Raw genomic sequence first — 25,242 nt, forward strand, 5'->3', positions numbered from 1 at the left:
TTTTGTTGGGGATGAAGCGCTTATTATGGATGATTTGAGGTTGTAAGGTTGTAAGGGGAGTTGCGGGATTCCTATGAGGCGCGCTCATAGAACTTCTGGAGCGCGCGGATTCCTTTGAGGCGCGCTCATAGAACTTCTAAAGCCCGCGGGTTTCTATGAAGCGTGCTCATAGAACTTTTGGAGCGCGCGGATTCCTTTGAGGCGCGCTCATAGAACTTCTAAAGCCCGCGGGTTTCTATGAAGCGTGCTTATAGAACTTCTGAAGGGCGCGGGTTTCTATGAGGCGCGCTCATAGAATTTCTAAAGCCCCGGGATTCCTATGAGGCGCGCTCATAGAACTTCTGGAGCGCGCGGATTCCTATGAAGCGTGCTCATAGAACTTCTAAAGGCGGCGGATTCCTATGAGGCGCGCTCATAGAACTTCTGGAGCGCGCGGATTCCTATGAAGCGTGCTCATAGAACTTTTGGAGCGCGCGGATTCCTTTGAGGCGCGCTCATAGAACTTCTAAAGCCCGCGGGTTCCTATGAGGCGTGCTCATAGAACTTCTGGAGCGCGCGGATTCCTATGAAGCGTGCTCATAGAACTTTTGGAACGCGCGGATTCCTATGAAGTGTGCTCATAGAACTTCTAAAGCCTCGGGATTCCTATGAAGCGTGCTCATAGAACTTCTGGAGCGCGCGGATTTCTATGAAGCGTGCTCATAGAACTTCTGGAGCGCGCGGGTTCCTATGAAGTGTGCTCATAGAACTCCTGGAGATCCCAGCATTCCAACACTCCACACCAACACACCGCAGCCTTTATCGTTTTATTACTGTATATAAACAGATTCATTTCCTTTATACTGTAATATTCATTATAATTAACAATGATAAACAAGATACTATTTACTTTCGAGGTGCATCATTATGAAAATTGGAATAACATGTTATCCAAGTGTCGGCGGCAGCGGCGTCATTGCGACTGAACTTGGACTTCAAATGGCCCGCCGCGGGCACGAGGTGCACTTTATTTCATCGAGTGTGCCGTTTCGGCTGGAGCATAATTATGATAATATATACACGCATCGTACAGAGGTTAACGATTACAGCGTGTTCAAATATCCGCCGTACGATATTACTTTATCGAGTAAAATTTCAGAGGTCATCGACCGTTATGATTTAGATGTCATTCATATGCATTATGCGATTCCGCATGCAGTGTGCGGCATTCTCGCACGTCAGATGTCCCGAAAAAAAGATGTCGGCATCGTCACGACGCTGCACGGTACGGATATTACGGTACTCGGGCACGATATGTCACTCGTCAGCGCGATAAAGTTCGGCATCGACAATTCTGATATCACAACGTCCGTCAGTAACAGTCTGACCGAGGAAACGTACCAGCTGATTAATCCGGAGAGCGACATTCAGACGGTGTACAACTTCGTCGATGAAACGCGTTTTAACACGGATAACAGAATGGAAATTAAGAATGAATTGAAAGAAAAACTGAACATTCCCGACAGTGCGAAAGTGCTCATGCATACTTCGAATTTCAGAAAGATAAAAAACGTGGATGACATTGTCCGCACGTTCCACGAGACGTCAAAGGAAATCGAATGTCATCTTGTGCTTGTCGGAGACGGCCCCGACATGTACAGCATCAGACAGCTGGTTCAGGAGCTCGGCATTGAAGACCGCGTTCACTTTTCCGGCCAGCAGTCCGACGTAAGCTCGTATTATAAACTGAGCGATGCATTTCTGCTCCTGAGCGCGAAGGAAAGTTTCGGCCTCGCGATGCTTGAGGCGATGTACTGCGGTGCGGTGCCGATCGGCTCAACAGCGGGCGGAATTTCCGAAGTTATCCGGCATAATGAAACCGGCTATGTTGTCGGCGTCGGTGATTACAAAAAAGCAGCCGGGCATTTAATCAGACTGTTTGAAGACGATGCGCTCTATGAAGAGATGCAGAAAAATATGCTTGAAGACGTTAAGAAGCGTTTTGACATGGACAGCATCGTCACTGAATATGAAAATTTATATACTAAGCTTTTAGCAGGTGAAAATGATGACGGAACAAAATCTGTTTAAAACCGGCGCGAAAATTATCGAGCGCTTTGAAAAACATAATTACGAAGGCTTTTTTGTCGGCGGGGCAGTGCGAGATTACACGCTCGGCCGCAGCGTAAGCGATGTCGATATTACAACCAACGCACTTCCCGATGAGATCGAGAATTTATTCGAAAAAACAATCGACGTCGGCAAGGAACACGGCACGATAATCGTGCTGATGGACGATATTCCGTTTGAAGTGACAACATACCGCGTTGAGGGCGAGTATACCGATCACCGCCGGCCGGATAATGTGTACTTTACACAGCACCTGACCGAGGACTTGAGCCGCCGTGATTTTACCATTAACGCGATGGCGATGACTCAGGCTATGGAGCTGCACGATCCGCACAACGGCATTAAAGATTTAAATAACAGGCTGATAAACACCGTCGGCCTTGCGAAAGAGCGTTTCTATGAAGATGCACTCCGCATGGTGCGTGCGGTCCGCTTTATGTCGCAGCTCGATTTTAAGCTGGCAGATGAAGCGAGAGAGGCAATTAAAGAGCATGCAGCCGCACTCGATTATGTGGCGGTGGAGCGTATTACGGCAGAGCTTGAAAAGCTGTACCGCGGTATTAACGTAGAAAGTGCGAAAGAGATGATTGCGCACACCGGACTGTTAAAATATATGCCGTTTTTCCGTCATATCGAAGCCGGTGAGTACGTCAGTACAAAGGCAGAGTCGCTCGTACAGGAAATTGCTGTTCATATATACAAAGACAGCAGTTTAAGTCAGCATTTAAGTGCGCTGAAGCTGTCAAACAAACAGAAAACCGCAATCAGAGAGTCTTTAAAAGTAATCGAAGCGCTGGAAGACGGCATCGATGAAAAGCTGATTGCATACCGTTTTGAAACGGGCATTTTAACCGGCACAGATGCTATAATAAGATTAAACGCACTGCTCGGTGCACAGCATGCAAAACTTCTTGAACAGTCAATTGCGGCGAAGCCGGACTTAGTCATTAAAAACCGCAGCGAACTGCGTATTAACGGCAACAGTTTAATGTCCGCGCTGAATGCACGGGGCGGCCCGTGGCTCCGCGACTGTCTCGACAGCGCGGAAGAGGCGGTGCTCCTCGGAACTGTAAATAATAATGAATCAGAAATAATTAATTGGGTGAAATCACATGTCAAAAACGAAGACGGAAATATTGTCTTTACTGATGGAAGGTAATTATTTATCAGGGGCAAAGCTCGCAGAAATGCTCGGTGTTTCGCGAACAGCTGTATGGAAAAATATTCAGCGCCTGAAAGAAGACGGCTACAGCATTGAAGCAGTTACAAACAAAGGCTACCGGCTCGTCGAAGCGTCGGGCAGGATCAACGAATCCCTGCTCGCCGGCACTGTACAGGAATCACAGCTCTTCGATGACCTAATCTACAAAAATACGATTGATTCCACACAGAATCACGCATTCAGGATTTTAGACCGGTATGATGGTAATATAGTAATCGTAAGCGGCCATCAGACCTCAGGCCGCGGACGCTTTAAACGCGAATGGCTGTCGCCTGCAGCGACGGGACTGTATATGTCGCTCGTACTGCGGCCGAACGTGACCAATCAGAATATGATTGTCTTTAATTTATTTCTGTCTCTTGCTGTCAGCGATGCGATACGTGAGGCGACGGGACTTGAGAGCGGTATTAAGTGGCCGAACGATATTTTTATCAACGACAAAAAAGTATGCGGATTTTTAACCGAAGTCATCAGCGCAGATAATATCGTGGAAACGATTGTCTGCGGCATCGGCATTAATATTAATCCGTCGGTGGAAACTGACGCACTCGGCACCGCAACGTCCATTACGGATGAGCTTGATAATGAATTTGATGTAAATCGGTTTATCAGTGTACTGTTTAGGAAAATAGAGTATTACTACGATAAGTTTTTACATGAATCATTCAGCGAAATTAAAGAAGACTGGCTGGATCAGGCGATTATTTTTAACCGCGAACTGACGATTACAACAGTCAGGGAAAAACTGAGAGGTAAAGCTCTCGACATTACTGATGAAGGGTACCTGATCATACTGGACGGGGACCATAATATACATAAGGTAATCAGTGCCGATATTGAAATTTAACCTGGTGATATAATGTTAAATAAAACATTCGCCGTCGTCGATTTGGAGACGACCGGCAATAATTTGGAAAAAGACAATATCATTCAACTGAGTATTGCTTTCGTGCGTAATTTTGAAATTACCGGACAGTACAATACTTTTTTAAGTGATGAAACAACAGTGTCACCGTTTATCCGTGAACTGACGAATATTTCGTCTGACATGCTGATCGGCGCACCGAAGTTTAAAGATGTCGCAGCAGAAATTAAGGAACAGCTGAATGATGCGGTCTTCGTTGCACATAACGTCGACTTCGATTTGACGTTCCTGAAATCTGCTTTTGATTCTGCAGGACTGACATATAATCCGGTACAGACACTCGATACGGTCGAACTCGCCCGTATCTTTCTGCCGTCTGTGGCCGGTTACCAGCTGCATCTCGTCTCGGAACACCTCGGCATTGAACTGTCCCAGGCACACCGGGCGGATGAAGATGCGCGTGCCACGGCGGAAGTACTGATTTACATCATGCGGAAAATGACCCGCATGCATCGTGAAACGCTGATAAAAATTTATCATCTCTCGAAAATGATGCGGACGAATTTAACGGATCTGCTGTTTTCAATTCTGAACAGATATTCAGACGACAATGATGACAATATTATCAGCTACAATCAGTTTTATATTAAAGAGTCTGACGTGACGCATAAAAACATTGAGCCGGTAACTGTTCACGATCTTTATCATAAATATCTCGACATGACGGGGAACGAATACCGTGAAGACCAGTACAAGCTTGCGCTGTTAATTTACGATTCACTCGTCGACGGCAGGTATCACGCGATAGAGGCGTATACAGGGCTCGGTAAGAGCGATGCGTTTCTCATTGCGGCACTCAGCTACTATTCAGCACATGATGCACAGGTAGTCGTGTCGACGTCGCGTAAAATTTTACAGAATCAATTGATTGAGCAGTCGTTAATGCGCCTTCGTCAGGTCGTGTCGTATGACACGCCGTTTGCACTGTTAAAAGGGAAGCTGAACTACGTCGATCTGAACGCATTTACTGCACTGCTGCAGCTCGATGATTCGAATCCTGAAATCTGTTTCCTTAAAATGCGCATGCTTGTCTGGCTCATTGAAACGGAAACGGGTGATCTGTCGGAAGTCAATCTGCGCGGACCGGAGAAGTCATACTATGAAACGATGCTGATTCAGGCAGGGGATAAAAAACATCATTTTTACTTTAAGCGTGCATTGTCCAATGCGAAAAAAGTGCCGATTATCGTAACGAATCATTATTTCCTGAACGACTGTCTGAATAACCTGGAAGGCATTCAGGCGCTCATTATCGATGAGGCCCATCAGCTGAAACAGGCACTCGACCTGAAAGAACGCCGGACGTTCAACTATCCGGAACTGAAGTTTTTTATCGGGCAGGTGGGGCTCATTAATCAGGACAGGCTGCTTGCGGGATACAGTAAAACAAACAGTGCGGTATCACTGTATCTCCTCGAAGATATCGTCATTAATTTAAATAAAAATATCGATCTCGTGTTCCAGCAGCTGTCGTGGAAAAAAATTGACGATGCGCTCGAAACACTCGACAGCATCGTGAAATTTACGGATATGTTTCTCAGCACAATCCGCGGCACGGACAACTACCAGGCGCTGTACAATCATATGCATTACTTCGATGCATCGCTGAAAAGTCTCCGTCACGCAATTCAGTACGATGACTATCATATTAAGAGCAGCAGAAACTTCCAGAAAACGGAAGTGACCATCCGTACGGAAGTGCTCGATACGCTGGCCGATGCACTGCGGACGATTCCGTGCCAGATTCTGCTGTCCGGCACGCTTGAAGTGCACGACAGCTTTAAACATTTAAAATACTGGTTCGGCGATTACGACTTTAAGACGACGGTCATGAACAATACGTCGATGTACAGCGATATCAGGCTCTTTATCCCGAATGATATAGAGAGCTATGATCCTAAAGACGACAATTATATAATTGACATTCTCGATTATATTGCGCTGTATTTAAGCGAAACGGACTCGAAGCTCGTCGTTATATTTTCGAACTACGAACTGCTTGAGCGGGTGTACAGTTTCACAGGGGACATCGAACTGTTCGATGAAATCCCAGTACTCCGCCAGACGCACAACTCGAACAACGAGAAGCTGCTCGGGCAGTATAACCAGCTGAGCCAGTGTCTGCTGCTCGGGACTTATACCTTCACAGAAGGCATTAACCTGGTCAGCGATAAAGACAAAGCACTGATGCTGACGAAGCTGCCGTTCCCGGTACCAAAAGGCGACAGCAGTTTCAGGGACTTTTATACGACGGACCTGCCGGAAGCTGTCATTCACTTCAGGCAGATCATCGGACGCGTCAAGCGGAGCAGTGAAGACAAAGGTGTCGTACTGCTGTTTGACGACCGGATTATGACGAAACCGTATAAAAATGCATTTTTAAAATATTTTCCTGAAGAAAATGTGATTCATGACACCAGAGAAACTTTTAAAGCGCTCCTTTTTGGTCTATAATAAGGAAAACATAATTGTTAGGAGACTGCAGCATGGAATTATCAAAAAAGGTAAAGTCAATCACACCCAGCCAAACGATAGAAATCACTAATACTGCAAGACAATTAAAAGCTGAAGGCGTCGATGTAATCAGCCTGTCGGCAGGCGAACCGGATTTTAACACCCCGGATGAGATTATCGAAGCTGTGTACGAAGCTGCAAAAGCAGGCCATACTAAATATACAGCATCTGCCGGACTCCCTGAATTACGCGAAGCAATCGCCCGTAAAATGAAGCGCGACAACAACCTGGAATATGCAGCGAACGAAGTTTACGTCGGCAACGGCGCAAAACAGGTTCTGTATAACATCTTCATGGCAACGCTTGACGAAGGCGATGAGGTCATCGTACCCGCACCGTACTGGGTCAGCTACACCGAACAGGTTAAAATTGTCGGCGGCGAGCCGGTTACGGCGGTCACTTCGGTAGACAATCAGTTTAAACTGACACCCGAACTTCTGAAAGCGCATATTACAGAAAAAACGAAAATGCTCGTCTTAAATACTCCGAACAATCCAACGGGATCTGTCTATACGAAAGAGGAACTTCAGGCACTTGCCGATGTTCTTGCAGATACTGATATAATTATCGTCGTCGATGAGATTTACGAAGTGCTTACATACGGTGAGCCGCAAGTATCCATCGCGTCATTAAATGATAAAATCAAGGCGCAGACAATCATCGTCAACGGCGTCAGCAAGTCACATGCAATGACAGGCTGGAGAGTCGGCTATGCCTGCGGTGACAAAGAGCTTATCTCCGCGCTCTCGTCACTGACATCGCAGTCTACAACAAGCGTTGCAGAACCGGCGCAGTACGGTGCAATCGCAGCATACGATATGGCACCGGAATCTGCTGAAAAGTACCGCGCCATCTTTGAAGCACGCCGCGACAACGCATATGAAAAAATTATGGAACTGCCGCATGTCACATGCGTTAAACCGGAAGGCGCATTTTACCTGTTCCCGTACATGCAGACCGTGGCAGAAAAATGCGGCTACAATACAGTGGACGACTTTGTTAAAGATGTCCTCCGCGAAAAGCATGTGGCATTCGTTCCGGGCTCGGGCTTCGGTACTCCGGAATACGCCCGTATCAGCTACTCGCTGAACGAAGAAACATTTAACGATGCGCTTCGCCGCATCAAGGAATTTATCGAAGAAAAAACTAAAATCTAAGGATGTATTAAGTTATGAAAATCACTATTAACCAGGCACCACAATATGTTGGACAGGAAGTAACAATCGGCAGCTGGCTGCTGCAAAAACGCGGCAGCGGTAAACTGCAGTTCCTTCAGCTACGCGACGGCACAGGCTTTATGCAGGGTGTCGTTGTTAAAGCAAACGACGAAGAACTCTTCAACGTTGCGAAGGGGCTGAATCAGGAAACGTCGATGTACGTGACAGGAATGATTAAAGAAGACGAGCGTTCTTCATTCGGCTACGAAATGGAAGTTTCAGGCATTGAAATTATCCAGAGTGCCGAAGGATATCCGATCACACCGAAAGAACACGGACCTGAATTCCTGCTTGATAACAGACATCTATGGCTCCGTTCAAGAAAACAGCATGCTGTTATGAACATCAGAAACCAGATTATTAAGAGCACGTATGACTTTTACTTCGAGAACGGCTTTAAGAAAATTGATTCACCGATTTTAACGAGCAGTTCACCGGAAGGTACGACGGAGTTATTCCACACTAAATACTTCGACGAAGATGCCTATCTGTCTCAAAGCGGTCAGCTGTACGCTGAAGCCGGTGCAATGGCACACGGAAAAGTATTTACATTCGGACCGACATTCCGCGCAGAGAAGTCAAAAACACGCCGTCATTTAATCGAGTTCTGGATGATCGAGCCGGAAATGGCATTTTATAACCACGAAGACAGCCTTGTAGTCCAGGAGCAGTACGTTGAGTACCTTGCGAAAAATGTACTCGAGCACTGTAAACTCGACCTCGAGGCGCTGGGACGCGACACGACAGTTTTAGAAAATATTAAAGCACCGTTCCCGCGTATTTCATACACGGACGCAATCGAGCTGCTGCACGAAAAAGGATTCGACGATATCCAGTGGGGCGACGACTTCGGTTCTCCGCACGAGACTGAAATCGCAAACAGCTTCGACAAACCGGTATTTATCGTCAACTATCCGAAGGAAATCAAATCATTCTACATGAGCACTAACCCGGAAGATCCGCGTACAGTGCTGTGTGCCGATTTAATTGCACCTGAAGGCTACGGTGAAATCATCGGGGGCAGTGAGCGTATTTCCGACTACGACGAGCTTAAAGAGCGAATTATTGAGTCGGGACTTAACGTCGATGCTTACGAGTGGTACCTTGACCTCCGTAAATACGGAAGTGTGCCTCACTCGGGATTCGGACTGGGACTTGAACGTGCCGTTGCATGGTTCTCAGGCGTTCAGCACGTGAGAGAAACTGCACCGTTCCCAAGATTATTAAATCGTTTATACCCATAAAAACAATGGAGATGTTAGGTTCCCTAATGTCTCCATTCTGCTGTTGGAGGGAAAAATATGGTTAACGATTATTTAAAATACATTACCGTTCCGGTCAATAAAATTCTGCTGGATAATTACGCGGCAATCGGACTCGATGAACGCGGCGTCATTATTTTAATCAAGCTGCTGGAACGTCACCGCACGTACAACACGCCGCTTGATTTCAGCGAATTGCTGAGCGGAACAACATTAAATGAAAGCGAACTGACGCACATTATTCAGTCGCTGATTAAAGAGCGCCTGATGGAGCTCGACACGCATGAAATTGACGGCAAGTATACCGAAACGTATAATTTTGATCCGCTTTATGCGAAACTCGAGGACTTTATCATGCTGGAAGAAAAAGCGCCGGTGAAAGACGATACGTCACTGCGCGAACTGTTTGAATACATCGAACAGCTGTACGGACGGGCAATCAGTCCGAATGAATACCAGCGCCTGAACAGCTGGATGAACGATTCGAACTATCAGCCGGAGCAGATTCAGGACGCGGTGGACATCGCGTATAAAAGTAACATTACATCGCTGCAGTACGTGGAACGTATTTTGAGCAGCACATCGAAAAGCGAGCCGGTGAAAGGGACAGGCCTGCCTGTCATATCATGGCTGGATGGAGGTAGCCGACTTGACAACAAGTAAGAAAAAAACGATGGAGTTTATCGACGTCATCGCGGAAATGTTTCCGGATGCCGAAGCCGAACTCAACTACACAAACCCGTTTGAACTGACAATTGCTGTGCTGCTGAGTGCACAGACGACAGACGTCGGGGTGAACAGGGTGACAGAAGGTCTATTTAAGAGATTTAAAACGCCGGAAGACTATCTGGCTGTGGACGTTGCTGAGATTGAAAAGTACATTAAAACAATTGGACTCTACCGGACGAAAGCGAAAAATATACAAAAGCTGTGCCGTGATTTAATCGATAAATACAACGGCGAAATCCCGGGGAACTACGATGACCTCGTATCACTTGCCGGAGTCGGGCGGAAAACTGCGAACGTTGTGCTCTCTGTGGCATTTGATACGCCGCGAATCGCAGTCGATACGCACGTTGAACGCATATCGAAGCGACTCGGTATCGCCCGGTACAAAGACTCGCCGCTGCAGGTCGAAGAAACACTGATGCGAAAAATTCCGGACAAACGCTGGAGTAAAACACACCATCAGCTGATCTTCTTCGGACGCTATCACTGCCTGGCGCGCAACCCGAAATGTCACGAATGTCCGCTGCTCGCCGAGTGCCGCGAAGGACAAAAACGCTTGAGGCAGGGACTCGTTAAAAATTAAGAAGTTTGGTGGCCGCACTCCCTTCGGGGAGTGCGTTTTTTTGTTGCGGGTGATGATAACTTTGATAAAAAGACCGGACTTATCACGAGTGCGGGTTAGTCGGTGATAAGTGAGGGTATTTCTTGGAACTTATCACCAGATGCGGGTTAAACGGTGATAAGTCGAGGCTTTTCTCGGGACTTATCACCAAAAATGGCTTAAACGGTGATAAGTGGACGCTTTTCTTGGCACTTATCACCGAAAACGGCTTAAACGGTGATAAGTGGACGCTTTTCTCGGGACTTATCACCAAAAACGGCTTAAACGGTGATAAGTGGACGAATTTCTGGGGACTTATCACCAAAAACGGCTTAAACGGTGATAAGTGGAGGCTTTTCTCGGGACTTATCACCAAAAACGGGTTAAACGGTGATAAGTGGACGCTTTTCTTGGGACTAATCACCAAAAATGGCTTAAACGGTGATAAGTGGACGCTTTTCTTGGCACTTATCACCAAAAACGGCTTAAACGGTGATAAGTGGAGGCTTTTCTCGGGACTTATCACCAAAAACGGCTTAAACGGTGATAAGTGGAGGCTTTTCTCGGGACTTATCACCAAAAACGGCTTAAACGGTGATAAGTGGAGGCTTTTCTCGGGACTTATCACCAAAAACGGGTTAAACGGTGATAAGTGGACGCTTTTCTCGGGACTTATCACCAAAAACGGCTTAAACGGTGATAAGTGGAGGCTTCTCTCAAGACTTATCACCAAAAACAGCTAATTCTCACAAGAGAAACCCCTCAATCCTTTCATCTTGTACATATCATTAACAAGAAGGCAGGGCACATGATCCATTAACCCCGTTATGTTATACCAACCATTCCAACAGAAGCATAACCTCCACCACAAGCCACATCAGCTCACAATCTCAAAAAAGACAATCAGAGTCCCGGGACACCCGCAAAATGCCAAAACAAAAACACCCCCAAACGGGGGTGTTCCTCTCATTCATATATAAATATTATTCTTCGTCTGCGGACTGATCTTCATCAGCTGCGGAGCCCGGACTTTCCGGCTCTGATGATGTTGATTCATCTCCGCCGCTCTCGTCTTCCGGTGCAGGGTCGTCGCTCCCGCCATTACCCCCGCCATCACCGTCACTGCCGGCATCTTCACTTTCACTGCCGGCATCTTCACTTTCACTGCCGCCACCTTCAGGTTCTGCGAGTTCGGCGCCTTCAGGCAGTTCGCCTTCAGGAACGTCACCCTGTGTTTCTATTTCACCGTCTTCGTTGTATTCCCAGCTCCAGGCGCCGCCTGTTGAACCGGCGTTACTGTCGCTGTTTGAATTGTTATTGCTGTTGTTCTCACTATTGTTACTGTTATTATTGCTGCCGCCGTTGTTCCAGAAGCCGCCGCCGGCAACAGCGAATTCGTTGCCGTTGATCTGTTCAACGCTGTCCGGCTGTTCGAAGTCCTGGCCGTTGAATGTGCTGATGTACTGCATAATATCTCTGAAGAACCATTGCGGTGTAATGTGTTCGTCTGTGCCGACGAACAGTTTATCTTCGGAGTAGCCTGCAGATGCGTTGTCGAATCCTGTCCATACACTCATCGTATATTCTGGTGTATAGCCGACGATCCACGCGTCTTTTGCACTGTTGTTCGGCAGGTTGTTCTTTTCAAGTATGCTCGTATCAAGTGATGTTGTTCCTGTCTTCGCTGCAATGTTCAGCCCGTTCATCTGAATGTAGTCGGCGCTTCCCTGATTGGCGAATGTGTCTTTAAGCATATCTGTCAGCATGAATGCTGTAGAATCTTCCATTGCTTTCGTCGATTCATTCTCGAATTCAATTTTTTCGCCTTCTGAAGTAACGATGTAGCGGATAGACTGCGCTTCATTGAATTCACCGTTGTTGCCGAGTGTCGCGTATGCCTGCGCCATCTGCAGCGGACTGAAGCGTGATTCGCCGCCGCCGAGTACATCGTTAAACGACACTGTATATTCGCCTTCGTTCTTAGTCGAATAATCGAGGCCGACATTACGTGCGAATTCTTCCGGTGCATTGCGTCCCGCTTCTTCCTGAACCTGCTCAAATGCCTTGACTGCAGGAACGTTAAAGCTCTGACGGAGTGCATCTCTCATCGTCACGTTGCCGTGGCCCTGGTTATCGTAGTTGTACACTGTATTGTTCGGGCTGTCTTTCGGATTGTATGACTGCTCATCCTGTATTCGGTGATTCGTTGCCCATTCCATGTGTTCGATGGCCGGTCCGTAAGCTAAAAACGGCTTCATCGTCGAACCGACGTTATGCTGCACGAGTGACAGGTTCTGGTCGACAACTTCCTGATAGTCACGGCCGCCTGAAATTGCAATCAGTCCGCCTGAAGTCGTATCGAGTATTGTCGAAGCGATATTAAAGTCATCGCTCTTGAATTTATCATTGTAGTAGTAGTTACGGTTGTTCGTCATGTTTTGAAGATATGACTGGATACCTGAATCCATATTCGTATAAATCTGAATGCCGCTTGATAATACTTCCGAAACATCTCTGTTACGGAATTCATCGTGCTGCTGAAGTTCGCGTTTAATATAGTTAATGTATGAAGCGTATTCCGGGTCTTCCTGTTCTGTCGATGCACGTTCCTTTTCATCGCGCTGGACGAGGTTGTCCGTAATATCGATCTGAACCGCTTCGTCGTATTCTTCCTGTGTAATTCTGCCGTGGTTCAGCATCTGATAAAGTACCGTATTCGTACGGTTTTTACCCGCTTCGGCATCCACATATAAGTTGTAGACGTTCGGCAGATTCGACAGCCCTGCAAGATATGCGCTTTCTGCGATGTTCAGCTCTCTGAGTTCTTTATCAAAGTAGTAAAGACTTGCTGTTCTGATACCGTAAATACCGTCGGAGTAGTAAATTTTGTTCAGATACATTTCAAGAATGTCATCTTTCGAATACTCCTGCTCGAGACGGTACGAGAGGTAGGCTTCCTGCGCCTTACGCTCGAGCGTCTGTTCTTCTGTCAGGAATGCACGTTTTACAACCTGCTGGGTAATCGTACTCGCACCCTGTGAGGCGAAACCGTCCGTAAAGTTGCTGATGACTGCACCGCCGAGGCGGAAGAAGTCAATCGCACCGTGGTCGTAAAAGCGGTCATCTTCAATTGCAAGCACCGCGTCCGACACCTGTTCAGGTACGTCTTCAATGCTTACATACTCGCGTTTCTGCCCCTGGAAGAGGGTGGTCACGAGTTCGTCGTTATTGTCGTAAATTTCAGCGGGAACAGGGTCTTTCAGCTTTTCATCGCTGAAGGCCGGTGCCTGTGATGCGTAATACGCAAACAGCACAGCACCGATAACAAGAACGATCAGCGCAAGCAGTGCACCATATAAAAACACTTTTTTAATAATCGATGATTTGGATGCCGGCTGCTTGTTCTGCCCGGATTTCTTACCCTGCTGTTTACTCCTTTTAAAATTTGATTCCATATATATTCTCCCTATTCAAAATAAAATTCGTCAACTGCAGCTAAATAATCATAACGCGGATTGTATTTGATTGGTAGTAAAATACTCTCCCGTTTAATGTCGGTATAAGGAATGGACTTTCTGCCGCTGCCCAAAAAATCGTCCCAGTGTTTAATGAAATGTTCAAACGGATAAAGGTAGACTTCATCGTGAACGGTAAACTTAACGATGATAAACACAATGCCGCCGTGATTATGACAGGCACGCATATGTTCGACCTGATGGGCATGAATGTTTATAAAAGGGAAGCGTGTTTTGTTCCGTGTTTCTTTCGCCTCAAAATCGATGTATCTGCCTTTATATAATCCATTATAGTCACTTGTTGACGGCACTTTAAAGTATGCTTCCGTAATTTTAGCTTTTTTCCGTGACGGGTAATCGACGTTGACAATCTGTACCGGAGTGGGCTTCTTATGAATAATTGCCCGTTTTGTATCCAGATAAAACTGATTTGTCTTATCGAGATCTTTCTCCAGTGTCATGCCGCGCTGGCCGTAATTAATTTCCCTGCCGGCCTGTTTTGACGTTACCTGGTTTTTTTTGACGCCCTGCGGGTACTTCATTAAATTAGCACTCCAAACTTTTATTATATATACTTATTATTATATATTAATTAGAGTCTGATTAACATTTCATTATTATAGGTGGTGTGTCAAAATTGTCAAGAAATGCATCGTACAGCGATTACCGCGAAATGCTCGAGGAAATTCAGCGGCGCTATGAACAGGCAAGAGCCGGCTATACGTTTGATTTTACAACTGAAATCGAACCTTTTTTAAATAAATATAAAGTGCTCGCAGATCAGCTGCAGCACATTCCGACCGATGACCGGCTGACCGAAACAATCAGGGAAGTCATGAGCGATGAGCTGATGGAGCTGTTAATGAGCTGCCACATCTCCCGCTTCAGTTTAAAATTGTATCATGAAAAATACAAATATATTAATATGTGGGTGAATCATGCCGGTGAGGAGGGCCTCTTGTGAGAGTATTCATTACAGGATACCGTCATTACGAGCTCGGCATCTTTAAAGACTCACAGCCTGAAGTTAAAGTGCTCCGCGATTTCCTGCGTCAGCGGATAATCAGTCTCGCTGAAGAGGGGGCGGAGTGGTTTATCATCCAGGGCTATACGGGCATAGAACTGTATGCGGCGAATGAAATTATCGACCTGAAAGAGGAGTACGATATTAAGCTCGGCGTCTTAAAACCGTTCCATAATTTTGATGACCGGTATAACGAGTCCGATAAAATCAACTTAAACAATATACTCGCACATGCCGACTTTCATCAGTTTATATTTGAAAGGGAGTACAGCGATCCGGGAATGTTTAAGGCGATTAACCGGTTCGTCACTGCGAATACCGACTACGGGCTGATCGTCTACGACAGCGAGACGGAAACAAATTTAAAATATATATACAGTCTAATGCTTGAATTAAGTGAGAAAAGTCATTATAATATTGAAAGAATACAATTTGATGATATTAATGATTTCATTAATGACAGATATGATAGTTAAGAGGTGTAAGGTATGAGTGACTATACGCTTAAGCTGTCTGCAAAAGATATATTCGAAAAGGAATTCGAAAAATCACTAAGAGGTTTTAAACCGATAGAAGTAGATAGTTTTCTTGACGATGTTATCAGTGATTATCAGAAGATGGCAGACATGAACAACAACATTAAAAAGCTTGAAGAAGAAAATGCACGTTTAAAAAAGGAAGTTGAAGATCTCCGTATCCGTGTCGCGACGAACACACGCACACAGGGCGGCAGCGGACAGAGCCAGCAGATAGACATTTTAAAACGTCTGTCCAGTCTCGAGAAGCAGGTTTTCGGCAGTGCAAAGAAGCAGTAATACAGCATGAGATTTCATAACGTATTTTAAAAGTATTTTAAAATAAAACAGAACGGTAACTCGGATAATCGCTATGCAGCATGACTGCATAGAGGAAAGTCCATGCTCACACAGTCTGAGATGACTGTAGTGTTCGTGCCAGACGAAACAATAAGTCTGGGCAATGATATTTTATATCTTGACGGCTGCGAAATATTCTAAGTGCTTACGCATATGAGTAGAGTAGCTTTAAAAGTGCCACAGAAACGAGCTTCTGAAGAAATGATGAAGATGGAACGCGGTAAACCCCTCGAGTGAGCAATCCAAATTAGGTAGGAGCACTTTCCAACAGAAATTCAACTGGCGGAGAGATATTATTCATTTAATATAGACAGATGATTATCACCAATGTGCGAGTGTATACTAGTGCACGTCAGCAGCACAGCGGGACAGAACATGGCTTATAGAGAAACCGGACTAGACAAAAGGCTCTCCACTTTGATGGAGAGCCTTTTTTTATGTATATATTCATACTATAATAGGAACAAATCAAACTTTAGGAGCTTCTTACTTATGAACTTTAAATTTATAGTCAACACACCGATGGGACTTGAACGTGTCGTATCGGATGAAATCAAATCGCTCGGCCTGGACACGACACTTGAAAACGGCCGCGTCTACTTCGAAGGTGACGAACGCACAATCGTGGAAACTAACTTGAAACTCCGTACAGTTGACCGTATCAGAATCGTCCTCGGCGACTTCACAGTCAAAACGTTCGACGAGCTGTTTGAAGCGGTGAAAGCATTGCCGCTGTCTGATATTCTCGGACCGAATGCAGAGTTCCCGGTAACAGGACGCTCCCACAAATCGACACTGTACAGCGTGCCTGACGTGCAGCGCATTACGAAAAAGGCCATCGTCGAACATTTAAAAGATGCCTTCAGCATGACGGGGAAACTGCCTGAAGACGGCCCCCGCTACAAAATCGATATTAACATTTTAAAAGACAGAGCAGTGCTCACTGTGGACACGAGCGGCGACGCACTCCACAAACGCGGCTACCGCCTCGCACAGGGGGATGCACCGATTAAGGAAACACTGGCGGCCTCGATGCTGAAGCTTGCGAACTATACAGGCGACAATACGCTGTATGATCCGTTCACGGGATCCGGCACGATTGCACTGGAAGCGGCGATGATTGCCCGTAATATCGCTCCGGGTTCAAACCGTTCATTCGACAGTGAATCATGGGATATTATTCCGGAAGAATTATGGACGGAAGTCCGTACACAGTGTGAGAACGAAGCGGATTACGATAAGGAAGTTAAAATTTACGCGACGGATATCCAGCATGACATGATCGACATCGCACTTAAAAATGCGGAGGAAGTCGGGCTTGATGCGGATATCGAATTCAGCACGCTCGATGTGCACGACTTAAACGATATCGACAAAAATGCACAGATTGTCACGAACCCGCCATACGGTGAACGTATCGGTGAAGCGAAAGCAGTCGAATCAATGTACGGTAAAATCGGACAGCTGATGGAAGATAACCCGACACTGAACGTGTATTTAATGACATCGAATAAAGAGTTTGAGGAAATCGTCGGCAAAAAAGCTACGAAACGCAGAAAGCTGTTTAACGGCTATATCGAAACGACGTTCTACCAATACTGGGGAGTGAAAGAATAGTTGTCATCTCAAGGGGAAAACAGACAGACGCTTAATACGCTGTATAAATTAAAAAAAGAAATTCTTAAATCCGATAACGATACACTCGTATCACAGATTGACCATGCCATTCAGAAAACGTACAACGAACAGCTGGTATTTTCTTTTATCGGCCATTATTCGGCGGGGAAATCGAGCCTGATCAACTATTTGTTAAATCAGGACATCCTGCCGTCATCACCGGTACCGACGACGAGCAACACCGTGTCGGTGCAGATCGGTGACAAAAAAGGGATTCAGGCGTTTATCAACCAGTACCAGTACGCGGTGCTCGATAATTACGACGAGTTGAAATCACTCAATACAAAGGATATGGATATCCAGGCGATTACGATGGACATTAAATCGCCGGACTATCAAAACAATACGGTCTTTCAGGATACGCCGGGTGTGGACTCCAATACGGACAGCCACGAAGAATCCGCCAACCGCTTTTTACTGAACAGCGATCTGATTTTCTTTACGGTGGAATACAACCACGTGGAGAGCGAGCATAACTTAACGCTGTTAAAAGAAATTGCAGAACTCGATATTCCGCTCGTGCTGATTATCAACCAGATCGATAAGCACGACGACCGTGAAATTTCGATGGACACGTTCCTGAACCGCGTAAAACGCACGCTCTCAAACTGGAACATTGAACCGGAGGAATTATTTACGACATCGATTTATGAGTCACCGTACAACCGTATCGACGAGCTGAAGGCGTTTATCGGACAAAAAGAAAACAGCCGTGATGCACTCCAGCTGTCATACGATGCACGTATTACGAAAAATATAGAAGATAAACAGCTCGAATACCTGCGCGGTGAACTCGAGACCCTGACAGGCGAGCTGCAGCTCGATAACACTCTGACAATCGAACGGGCGAAAGAGCGCATCGACTATTTAAACGGGGAAATTAACAAAGCGGAGATCAATGCGATAAGAAGCGACGAAGACGAACTGAAAACACATGTGAAGGAATCCGTGAAGAAACTCGTAAAAGACAGCTACTTATTCCCGCACCAGGTCAAAGATGCGATTACGGAATATTTAAAGATTATGGCAGGGGAGAAGAAAGCAGGCGGACTGTTCGGCAGAAAGAAAAAAGAAGCAGCGATGTTCGAGGACGCACTAAATGAGGTGGACAATGCCATCCAGCCTGTCATACATACGGAGATTAACGCAAACATCAACAGCTTCTTTCAGTCGCTCGGCCTGATCGGCGAACCGTTTAAATTTGAATGGGATAATGCGTTCCTCGGCGAAGAGAAAATCACTTCACTGAACCAGACTTATATTACGAACTACTTCGACAAGCTGAAGTCAACGCTGACTAAAGCAGTATCGGATATGAGCGTACGTCATATGAGTAAGCTGACACCGGAAGATACGGGGGAAGTGAAAGCACAGACGACGCTCAGTACAGAGAAGGCGCTCTACGTTAAAGCTAAAGAGCTGTTGGAACTCATCGAATCGCTCGATACACAGAACTACCGTCACTTCTATATTCACATGGATGACGAAATCGATAAGCTTAATCTGCTGGAAGAGATTACTTTAGAGGCAGATGAGGACAATCACGTTGAGCCGGCAGAAAGTAGACATAACGAATTTATCGTTAACAACGATGAAGCCATGAATTTATCGCCGTTCAGAACTCTGGTGAACCTGCTCGGTGAGTCACCGCGCTACGCCGATTACAAACGCCTGATTAACGATAAGCTCACGCGTATAGATAACGGCAAGGCGAACATCAGTGTGTTCGGCGGTTTCAGTGCCGGGAAGACGACATTCATTAACGCGCTGATGGGGGATAAGTACCTAACGACGAGTCCCAATCCGACGACGGCGACGATTACTGAAATCAACAATGATGAAACGAGTACTGTCGTCTATAAGGATGAAGCGGATTTAACGGAAACGCTGAAGACGCTCTCCGGGGAAACACATGACACAGCGGCCGGCTATAAGAAATGGATCGGTAAGAACATCGCAAAAGTGGACGAGACATATAAACCGCTTCTTGCCGGTATACAGGACAACTACGACAAGTACAAAGATGAGCTCGGCCGGACGGTCAGCATCGGTACGGATGAGTTAATCGGTAAAATCAGCAATGACAAAGACTCGACGTTTATTCATAAGGCGAACGTGTCACTCGATAATGACATGACAGAGTCTTATACGCTTGTCGATTCACCGGGAATCAACTCGATTAACGCACGGCATACATCGGAGACGAGAGACATTATTACAGAGAGCGATATGATTATTTACGTGTCGTACTATAACCACGTGTTCTCGCGTTCCGATGAGACATTCCTTCAGTATATCCAGTCGCTTAAAGGGAAAGACTTCCCGATCATCTTTATCATCAACGCGGTGGACTTAATGAAGTCTGAAGCGGATAAAGAGAAGGTAATGGATTATATGCGCAATGCATTAAACACGATGCACATTAAACATGTCCTGTACCCGGTATCAAGTAAGCGTGCGCTGGATGAAGGCGACGAATACTTCAATACGGCGCAGCAGGAAATAATGACGATTGCAGACCGTCAGTCGGGGAATGTACAGTATAAGACATTAGAGGAAACACGCCTGCAGCTGATCAATACACTAAAGAGCAATATCCGCCAGTTCGAAGATAACGGGGAAGAGCGTGAGAAGCTGCTTGAGTTAAGAAGAAGCCTCCTTCAGGATATAAACGGCATTAAAGCAGAAAGCATTAACGAACCGCTGAAACAGGAAATCGATATTATACTGACGTATTTGAAAAAACGTCTCGAGCTGCAATTGTACGATCACTTAAAAGGACTGTTAACAGTGTCGCAGATGAGCGAAAAGCACTATATAAAGAACAGCCTGCCGATTATAGTACGTAATATTGAAGACTTCCTGACACTGGAGACAAGCATTGCCTTTAATGCGGTATACCGTCAGGCGGACCAGAAAACGCTGCAGATGATTACACAGTTTAACGAACGTCTGGCATTGTCGGGCACACCGGGGACACTGTCGGTGACGAGTGTAAAAGCTCCGGAGCCGAAAGTGCATATAGACGAAGAAGTGCTTAAACCGTTTGATAAGATGCTGTACCAGAACCGGAGCAAAACCCAGCAGTACAGAGACACACTGCTCGAGCTTTCAGAAACACTGGTCGGGTCAATCGATCAGAGTGAATTAAAAGGACAGATGGAAGAGCTTGCCGAAAATTATACGGCGCTGCTTGATGACGAACTGAAAGAAGACCGTCAAGATATTACAGAGGCGCTGAAAGAAGAACCGAAGGAAATATCACGCACGGACTACGACGAAGATGCCGCACTGTTAAAAGCAGTGCAGGACATCGCTATATAATAATGGAGGGAACGTTTTGACACAGCACACTTTAATAATAGACGGCATGGCCCTCTTGTTCAGACACTTTTATGCGACGAGTTTCCGCAATCAGTTTATGTATAACAGTAAGGACCTTCCGACGAACGGTGTCCAGGGTATGCTGAGACATACGTTCAAACTGCTTGAACTGACAAAACCGGACAATGTGATCATTGCATGGGATATGGGTTCAAAGTCTGTCAGAAACGAATGGTACGAAGGATACAAAGCGAACCGCGTGGCACCGCCGGAAGAAATGGTGCCGCAGTTCGACATGATAAAAGATGTCATGCACGATATCGGCTTTTACCAGGACGGGATTGCCGGCTATGAAGCGGACGATGTCATCGGGACAGTCGCACAGCACGTGGACAACCTGACGATCGTGAGCGGCGACCGCGACCTGCTGCAGCTGATCAATCAGACAAACCGCATATGGCTGACGAAAAAAGGCTATACGGAATATCACTACTATGACTTTAATGCATTTTTAGAACAATACGGCATTACCCCGGAACAGTTTATCGATGTGAAGGCACTGATGGGCGATGCGAGTGACGGCTATTCAGGTGTTGCCGGCATCGGGGAGAAAACCGCATTGAAACTGATTCAGACACACGGCTCGGTCGAAGGGCTTCTGGATAATCTCGGGACACTGACACCGAAAATGCAGGAGAAGATTAACAACGATATGGAATCACTCCGCATGTCACAGCGTCTCGCGAAAATTATTACGGATGTGCCGATTAAGCTCGACGGCCTGATGGACAAAAGTACCCACAGTCTCGATATTGATCACGTTAATAATGTATTGCAGCATCACGATCTCAGAGTAGCTGAGAAGTATTTATCAACTTTAAATTTAGGGTGATGTAAATGGCTAAAATATATATCGATGCGGCAGCGAGTTTAACACCGAAGCTCGCGTGCGGCGGGGTCATTATTAAAGACGGTGATATTAATTACGAAGAGTCTGTCATGCTCGGTGAAATGGATAATCATGAAGCGGAGTGGGCGACGCTGCTGTTTGCTTTAAAAGAAGCGGAGAAGCTCGGCATTAAATCGGTAATCGTATATACAGACTCAAAAATCATCGTCGATACATTCGATAAAGAACACGTGAAAAACAAAATTTTTAAATCATACTACAGCAGGGTACTTCCCTTAACAAACGCCCTCGATATGTTTATAATTACTCATACACCGAGGAAAAATAACCGGGGTGCAGACAAACTGGCAAAAGACCGTTTGTACAAAGAACGCAAAAATTTAAGCAGTAATTAGCTCTATTGGCTATTTTGCAATTTTAAGTAATGAGGTATGATAATGGATACGACAGTCCTTGATAAAATTAACCATCTCGAACGCACTTACTGCAGCGGATGCCTGTTAAAAGAAGTCAACCGGACCGAAGGGTCGAAATCAAGTGCACATTCATTCTGCATTACGGAATGTTCCGTAGGCATCGAGATGAAAATGTACGGCAACAAATTATAAACTACTGGAGGCACCACAATGGATATCGTAAGAATAGAACCGACACCAAGCCCGAATACTATGAAAATTACTGTAAGTGAAACAAAACAGGAAATGAAGTCTTCAACTTATAAGGAAATTACAGAAGATACACCTCAGTTCATCGCACGTGTACTTGAACTGGACGACGTGACAAGCGTATTCCACGCACTGGATTTCATTTCAGTGGACAAGAGTACTAAAACCGACTGGGAGACGCTGATTCCTAAAATTGAAGCAGTGTTTAACGAAGCTGACGGCGGCGAAGCAAAAAAAGACTGACACCTGAGTCAAACTTTGGTGAAGTGAACACTCAGGTGCTCATGTTTAAGGGAATCCCTTATCAGGTCAAGCTGAATGACGGCACTGAACACCGCCGTGAACTGCCGGCGCGCTTTACCGCGGCAGTTGCGGATGCAACATTACCTGAAGACAATATTATTTTCGACCGCAAATGGGAAACATTAAGTACACGTTACGGTACACCGGAGGACGTATTCACGGAAGTGATTGAGGAAATCGAAGCACTGTATCCAAAAGATGCGCTCAAAGTCATGGTCGAAGAAGCGAAAAACCGTGTGCAGCCGGCACCGATGAAGTACTTTAAAGTATCGTTTGACGAGTTCGAAAATACAGAGGACTGGAAAGAACGCCTCTATATGCTAAATCACTTCGACACGCCGGATGAGAGCGATTATCCGCTCTTAGGGCACGCACTAAAAGATGACAAGCTGCAGGTCAGACGCATGGCTGTCACACTTTTAGCAATGATTGAAGTGCCGGAAACTCTGAACTATTTACAGACTGCGATGGAAGACCGTGCAATACCGGTCAGACGTACTGCAGCTGATGCATACAGCGACCTCGGCTTTAAAGAAGGCCTGCCCGTCATGTATAAAGCACTCGGCGATAAAAGCCCGATCGTCCGCTGGCGTGCAGCAATGTTCATTTACGAAACCGGCGATGAGTCGAGCCTTGAAGTTCTGAAGGCACACCAGAACGATCCGCAGTACGATGTCAGACTGCAGATTGAAATGGCGATTGCCCGTATTGAACAGGGCGAGGATGCACTCGGCAGCGTATGGAAACAAATGCAGAACAGGGAGCGATAACATGGATGCTTATCAGGCATATATGAGAGAAATTGCAGAACCGATGAGACAGGAACTGACAAATTACGACTTTGAAGAGTTAACGACACCTGAAGGTGTGCATGACTTTATGAAGAATGTAACAGAAGATGAAACGACATTTGTCGTTATCAACAGCGTCTGCGGCTGTGCGGCGGGGCTTGCTAGACCTGCTGCAGTCACAGTAACCAACCAGAATCCGGTGAAGCCGGACCGTCTGGCAACTGTATTTGCGGGACAGGAACGTCCGGCGACGGCTGCCATGCGTGAATATATCGATGCTGCACCGTCAAGCCCGTCATTTGCCCTGTTTAAAGGAGATAAACTTGTGGCATTTACAGCACGTGAAAATATCGAAAACAGAAATATTGAAGACATTATGATGGATCTGAAAGCAGATTTTGACGAATATTGTGCAAAATAAAAAAGGAAAGGGAATACCCTTTCCTTTTTTCATAAGTATATATTACTCATAGATGCACATTGTAATCATGTAACCTGCAAGTAAAGTTAAACCGATTGTGAATAAAATTTCCATTATGAACACTCCGATCACAATTATTTTTCTCGTCTCATTAATACTAATTATATAGAACTGCACAATAAAAGAAAAGGGTGATTTGAATGAATTTATTTGATAACGCCTATCACGAACTGATGAAACGTGTCATGAATACAGGCACGGAGAAAACAGACCGTACAAACACGGGCACAAAATCCGTCTTCGGACATCAGATGCGCTTTGATTTAAACAGGGGATTCCCGCTGCTAACGACGAAAAAAGTATCTTTTAAACTCGTGGCAACAGAATTAATATGGTTCCTCCGCGGCGATACGAATATTAAATACCTGCTCGAATACAACAACAATATATGGAACGAATGGGCGTTCAAGAAATATACAGAATCACCGGATTACAACGGCCCCGATATGACGGACTTCGGTCACCGTGCACTCGCTGACGAAAATTTTAACGAACAGTACAAAAAAGAAATGAAAGCTTTTAAAGAAAAAGTACTGACCGATGATGAGTTCAGTAAAAAGTACGGCACTCTCGGCAATGTCTACGGCAAACAGTGGCGCCACTGGGAGGGGCCGGACGGCGTAGTGATCGACCAGATTAAAAACCTGATTGACGGCATTAAAAACAGTCCGGACTCAAGACGTCACATCGTAAGCGCATGGAACCCGGCTGAAATTGAGACGATGGCGCTGCCGCCGTGTCATACGCTGTTCCAGTTTTACGTTGCCGACGGTAAGTTAAGCCTGCAGCTTTACCAGCGGAGCGGGGATATTTTCCTCGGCATACCGTTTAACATTGCGAGCTATGCGCTGCTCCTTGCACTAGTTGCACGCGAATGCGGTCTTGAAGCAGGGGAGTTTGTCCATACGATCGGTGATGCGCACATTTACTCCAACCACTTCGATGCGGTGAATACTCAGCTGGAACGTTCTAGCTACAAAGCACCGGAACTTAAAATCAACTCTGACAAATCGATGTTCGAACTGGAATATGAAGACTTTGAAATTGTAAATTACGAATCCCACCCGGCAATCAAAGCACCGATTGCAGTATAGGAGG

21 protein-coding genes, 1 other RNA gene and 1 pseudogene are annotated in these 25,242 nt (G+C 45.8%); 21 read left to right on the forward strand and 2 right to left on the reverse strand.

What is annotated here, in order from left to right:
* Positions 1-906 precede the first annotated feature (906 nt).
* The 9 genes from bshA to RZ44_RS04240 all read left to right on the forward strand — a co-directional run bounded on the left by bshA (position 907) and on the right by RZ44_RS04240 (position 11,322).
* Positions 907-2,070: an N-acetyl-alpha-D-glucosaminyl L-malate synthase BshA gene (gene bshA / locus RZ44_RS04200; RefSeq protein WP_035808832.1), complete on the forward strand. Its 1,164-nt coding sequence runs from the start codon at positions 907-909 to the stop codon at positions 2,068-2,070.
* The gene (locus RZ44_RS04205; protein ID WP_052108790.1) at positions 2,048-3,268 is read left to right on the forward strand and encodes a CCA tRNA nucleotidyltransferase; all 1,221 of its coding nucleotides are present in this window, start codon (positions 2,048-2,050) and stop codon (positions 3,266-3,268) included. The genes bshA and RZ44_RS04205 overlap by 23 nt, the downstream gene beginning before the upstream one ends.
* Complete coding sequence (locus RZ44_RS04210) at positions 3,222-4,178, forward strand: biotin--[acetyl-CoA-carboxylase] ligase (RefSeq protein WP_035808834.1); 957 nt, start codon at positions 3,222-3,224, stop codon at positions 4,176-4,178. Before RZ44_RS04205 ends, RZ44_RS04210 begins: the two co-directional genes overlap by 47 nt.
* 12 nt (positions 4,179-4,190) lie before the next feature.
* On the forward strand, positions 4,191-6,710 hold the full coding sequence (locus RZ44_RS04215; RefSeq protein WP_035808836.1) for a helicase C-terminal domain-containing protein: 2,520 nt from the start codon (positions 4,191-4,193) through the stop codon (positions 6,708-6,710).
* A gap of 32 nt (positions 6,711-6,742) precedes the next feature.
* Positions 6,743-7,927 carry a pyridoxal phosphate-dependent aminotransferase gene (locus tag RZ44_RS04220; RefSeq protein ID WP_035808840.1) on the forward strand — a complete coding sequence of 395 codons (1,185 nt, stop codon included), beginning with the start codon at positions 6,743-6,745 and terminating at the stop codon, positions 7,925-7,927.
* Between the two features lie 14 nt (positions 7,928-7,941).
* Positions 7,942-9,231: an asparagine--tRNA ligase gene (asnS, locus tag RZ44_RS04225; protein ID WP_035808841.1), complete on the forward strand. Its 1,290-nt coding sequence runs from the start codon at positions 7,942-7,944 to the stop codon at positions 9,229-9,231.
* Between the two features lie 57 nt (positions 9,232-9,288).
* The gene (locus RZ44_RS04230; RefSeq protein WP_035808844.1) at positions 9,289-9,912 is read left to right on the forward strand and encodes a DnaD domain-containing protein; all 624 of its coding nucleotides are present in this window, start codon (positions 9,289-9,291) and stop codon (positions 9,910-9,912) included.
* A 10-nt stretch (positions 9,913-9,922) separates the two neighbouring features.
* The gene (nth, locus tag RZ44_RS04235) at positions 9,923-10,561 is read left to right on the forward strand and encodes an endonuclease III (RefSeq protein ID WP_231856273.1); all 639 of its coding nucleotides are present in this window, start codon (positions 9,923-9,925) and stop codon (positions 10,559-10,561) included.
* A 122-nt stretch (positions 10,562-10,683) separates the two neighbouring features.
* Positions 10,684-11,322 carry a hypothetical protein gene (locus tag RZ44_RS04240; RefSeq protein ID WP_035808848.1) on the forward strand — a complete coding sequence of 213 codons (639 nt, stop codon included), beginning with the start codon at positions 10,684-10,686 and terminating at the stop codon, positions 11,320-11,322.
* 240 nt (positions 11,323-11,562) lie between these two features.
* Here the strand turns inward: RZ44_RS04240 and RZ44_RS04245 are convergent, their stop codons facing one another.
* Positions 11,563-14,034, reverse strand: a complete 2,472-nt coding sequence (locus RZ44_RS04245; protein WP_035808851.1) for a transglycosylase domain-containing protein — start codon at positions 14,032-14,034, stop codon at positions 11,563-11,565.
* Positions 14,035-14,045: 11 nt separating this feature from the next.
* A complete protein-coding gene (gene recU / locus RZ44_RS04250) occupies positions 14,046-14,636 on the reverse strand; it encodes a Holliday junction resolvase RecU (RefSeq protein ID WP_035808853.1) in 591 nt (196 codons plus the stop codon).
* A 95-nt stretch (positions 14,637-14,731) separates the two neighbouring features.
* Between recU and RZ44_RS04255 the strand changes: the two genes are divergently transcribed.
* The 12 genes and pseudogenes from RZ44_RS04255 (at position 14,732) to RZ44_RS04300 (ending at position 25,238) form a co-directional block, all read left to right on the forward strand.
* Positions 14,732-15,058, forward strand: a complete 327-nt coding sequence (locus RZ44_RS04255; protein WP_035808855.1) for a DUF1798 family protein — start codon at positions 14,732-14,734, stop codon at positions 15,056-15,058.
* Positions 15,055-15,594, forward strand: coding sequence for an SLOG family protein (locus RZ44_RS04260; protein WP_035808858.1), 540 nt, complete (start codon positions 15,055-15,057; stop codon positions 15,592-15,594). The genes RZ44_RS04255 and RZ44_RS04260 overlap by 4 nt, the downstream gene beginning before the upstream one ends.
* 12 nt (positions 15,595-15,606) lie before the next feature.
* The gene (gene gpsB / locus RZ44_RS04265) at positions 15,607-15,933 is read left to right on the forward strand and encodes a cell division regulator GpsB (RefSeq protein ID WP_035808860.1); all 327 of its coding nucleotides are present in this window, start codon (positions 15,607-15,609) and stop codon (positions 15,931-15,933) included.
* A gap of 56 nt (positions 15,934-15,989) precedes the next feature.
* Positions 15,990-16,381: RNase P RNA component class B (gene rnpB / locus RZ44_RS11135), an RNA gene on the forward strand.
* Between the two features lie 104 nt (positions 16,382-16,485).
* Positions 16,486-17,610, forward strand: a complete 1,125-nt coding sequence (locus tag RZ44_RS04270) for a THUMP domain-containing class I SAM-dependent RNA methyltransferase (RefSeq protein WP_035808861.1) — start codon at positions 16,486-16,488, stop codon at positions 17,608-17,610.
* The gene (locus RZ44_RS04275; protein WP_035808862.1) at positions 17,611-20,994 is read left to right on the forward strand and encodes a dynamin family protein; all 3,384 of its coding nucleotides are present in this window, start codon (positions 17,611-17,613) and stop codon (positions 20,992-20,994) included.
* 16 nt (positions 20,995-21,010) lie between these two features.
* Positions 21,011-21,886, forward strand: a complete 876-nt coding sequence (locus RZ44_RS04280) for a 5'-3' exonuclease (protein WP_035808863.1) — start codon at positions 21,011-21,013, stop codon at positions 21,884-21,886.
* Positions 21,887-21,891: 5 nt separating this feature from the next.
* Positions 21,892-22,299, forward strand: a complete 408-nt coding sequence (locus RZ44_RS04285) for a ribonuclease HI family protein (RefSeq protein ID WP_035808865.1) — start codon at positions 21,892-21,894, stop codon at positions 22,297-22,299.
* Between the two features lie 42 nt (positions 22,300-22,341).
* Positions 22,342-22,512 (forward strand): zinc-finger domain-containing protein, encoded by a 171-nt coding sequence (locus tag RZ44_RS11140; RefSeq protein ID WP_074431614.1) that lies wholly within the window; start codon positions 22,342-22,344, stop codon positions 22,510-22,512.
* An 18-nt stretch (positions 22,513-22,530) separates the two neighbouring features.
* Positions 22,531-23,642 (forward strand): annotated as a pseudogene (locus tag RZ44_RS04290) (conserved virulence factor C family protein).
* A gap of 1 nt (position 23,643) precedes the next feature.
* A complete protein-coding gene (locus RZ44_RS04295) occupies positions 23,644-24,084 on the forward strand; it encodes a BrxA/BrxB family bacilliredoxin (protein WP_035808867.1) in 441 nt (146 codons plus the stop codon).
* 200 nt (positions 24,085-24,284) lie between these two features.
* Positions 24,285-25,238, forward strand: coding sequence for a thymidylate synthase (locus RZ44_RS04300; RefSeq protein ID WP_035808869.1), 954 nt, complete (start codon positions 24,285-24,287; stop codon positions 25,236-25,238).
* Positions 25,239-25,242: the final 4 nt, after the last annotated feature.

Origin of the sequence: Jeotgalicoccus saudimassiliensis (assembly GCF_000756715.1) — a bacterium.
GTDB lineage: Bacteria > Bacillota > Bacilli > Staphylococcales > Salinicoccaceae > Jeotgalicoccus > Jeotgalicoccus saudimassiliensis.

What these genes read in the sequence shown, in the direction of transcription:
- RZ44_RS04205 (WP_052108790.1), top strand. Translation starts at nt 2,048, where the DNA reads ATGACGGAACAAAATCTGTTTAAAACCGGCGCGAAAATTATCGAGCGC.
- recU (WP_035808853.1), bottom strand. Translation starts at nt 14,636, where the DNA reads ATGAAGTACCCGCAGGGCGTCAAAAAAAACCAGGTAACGTCAAAACAG.
- gpsB (WP_035808860.1), top strand. Translation starts at nt 15,607, where the DNA reads ATGAGTGACTATACGCTTAAGCTGTCTGCAAAAGATATATTCGAAAAG.
- RZ44_RS04220 (WP_035808840.1), top strand. Translation starts at nt 6,743, where the DNA reads ATGGAATTATCAAAAAAGGTAAAGTCAATCACACCCAGCCAAACGATA.
- RZ44_RS04245 (WP_035808851.1), bottom strand. Translation starts at nt 14,034, where the DNA reads ATGGAATCAAATTTTAAAAGGAGTAAACAGCAGGGTAAGAAATCCGGG.
- asnS (WP_035808841.1), top strand. Translation starts at nt 7,942, where the DNA reads ATGAAAATCACTATTAACCAGGCACCACAATATGTTGGACAGGAAGTA.
- RZ44_RS04215 (WP_035808836.1), top strand. Translation starts at nt 4,191, where the DNA reads ATGTTAAATAAAACATTCGCCGTCGTCGATTTGGAGACGACCGGCAAT.
- RZ44_RS11140 (WP_074431614.1), top strand. Translation starts at nt 22,342, where the DNA reads ATGGATACGACAGTCCTTGATAAAATTAACCATCTCGAACGCACTTAC.
- RZ44_RS04295 (WP_035808867.1), top strand. Translation starts at nt 23,644, where the DNA reads ATGGATGCTTATCAGGCATATATGAGAGAAATTGCAGAACCGATGAGA.
- RZ44_RS04270 (WP_035808861.1), top strand. Translation starts at nt 16,486, where the DNA reads ATGAACTTTAAATTTATAGTCAACACACCGATGGGACTTGAACGTGTC.
- RZ44_RS04230 (WP_035808844.1), top strand. Translation starts at nt 9,289, where the DNA reads ATGGTTAACGATTATTTAAAATACATTACCGTTCCGGTCAATAAAATT.
- RZ44_RS04300 (WP_035808869.1), top strand. Translation starts at nt 24,285, where the DNA reads ATGAATTTATTTGATAACGCCTATCACGAACTGATGAAACGTGTCATG.
- bshA (WP_035808832.1), top strand. Translation starts at nt 907, where the DNA reads ATGAAAATTGGAATAACATGTTATCCAAGTGTCGGCGGCAGCGGCGTC.
- RZ44_RS04285 (WP_035808865.1), top strand. Translation starts at nt 21,892, where the DNA reads ATGGCTAAAATATATATCGATGCGGCAGCGAGTTTAACACCGAAGCTC.
- nth (WP_231856273.1), top strand. Translation starts at nt 9,923, where the DNA reads ATGGAGTTTATCGACGTCATCGCGGAAATGTTTCCGGATGCCGAAGCC.
- RZ44_RS04210 (WP_035808834.1), top strand. Translation starts at nt 3,222, where the DNA reads ATGTCAAAAACGAAGACGGAAATATTGTCTTTACTGATGGAAGGTAAT.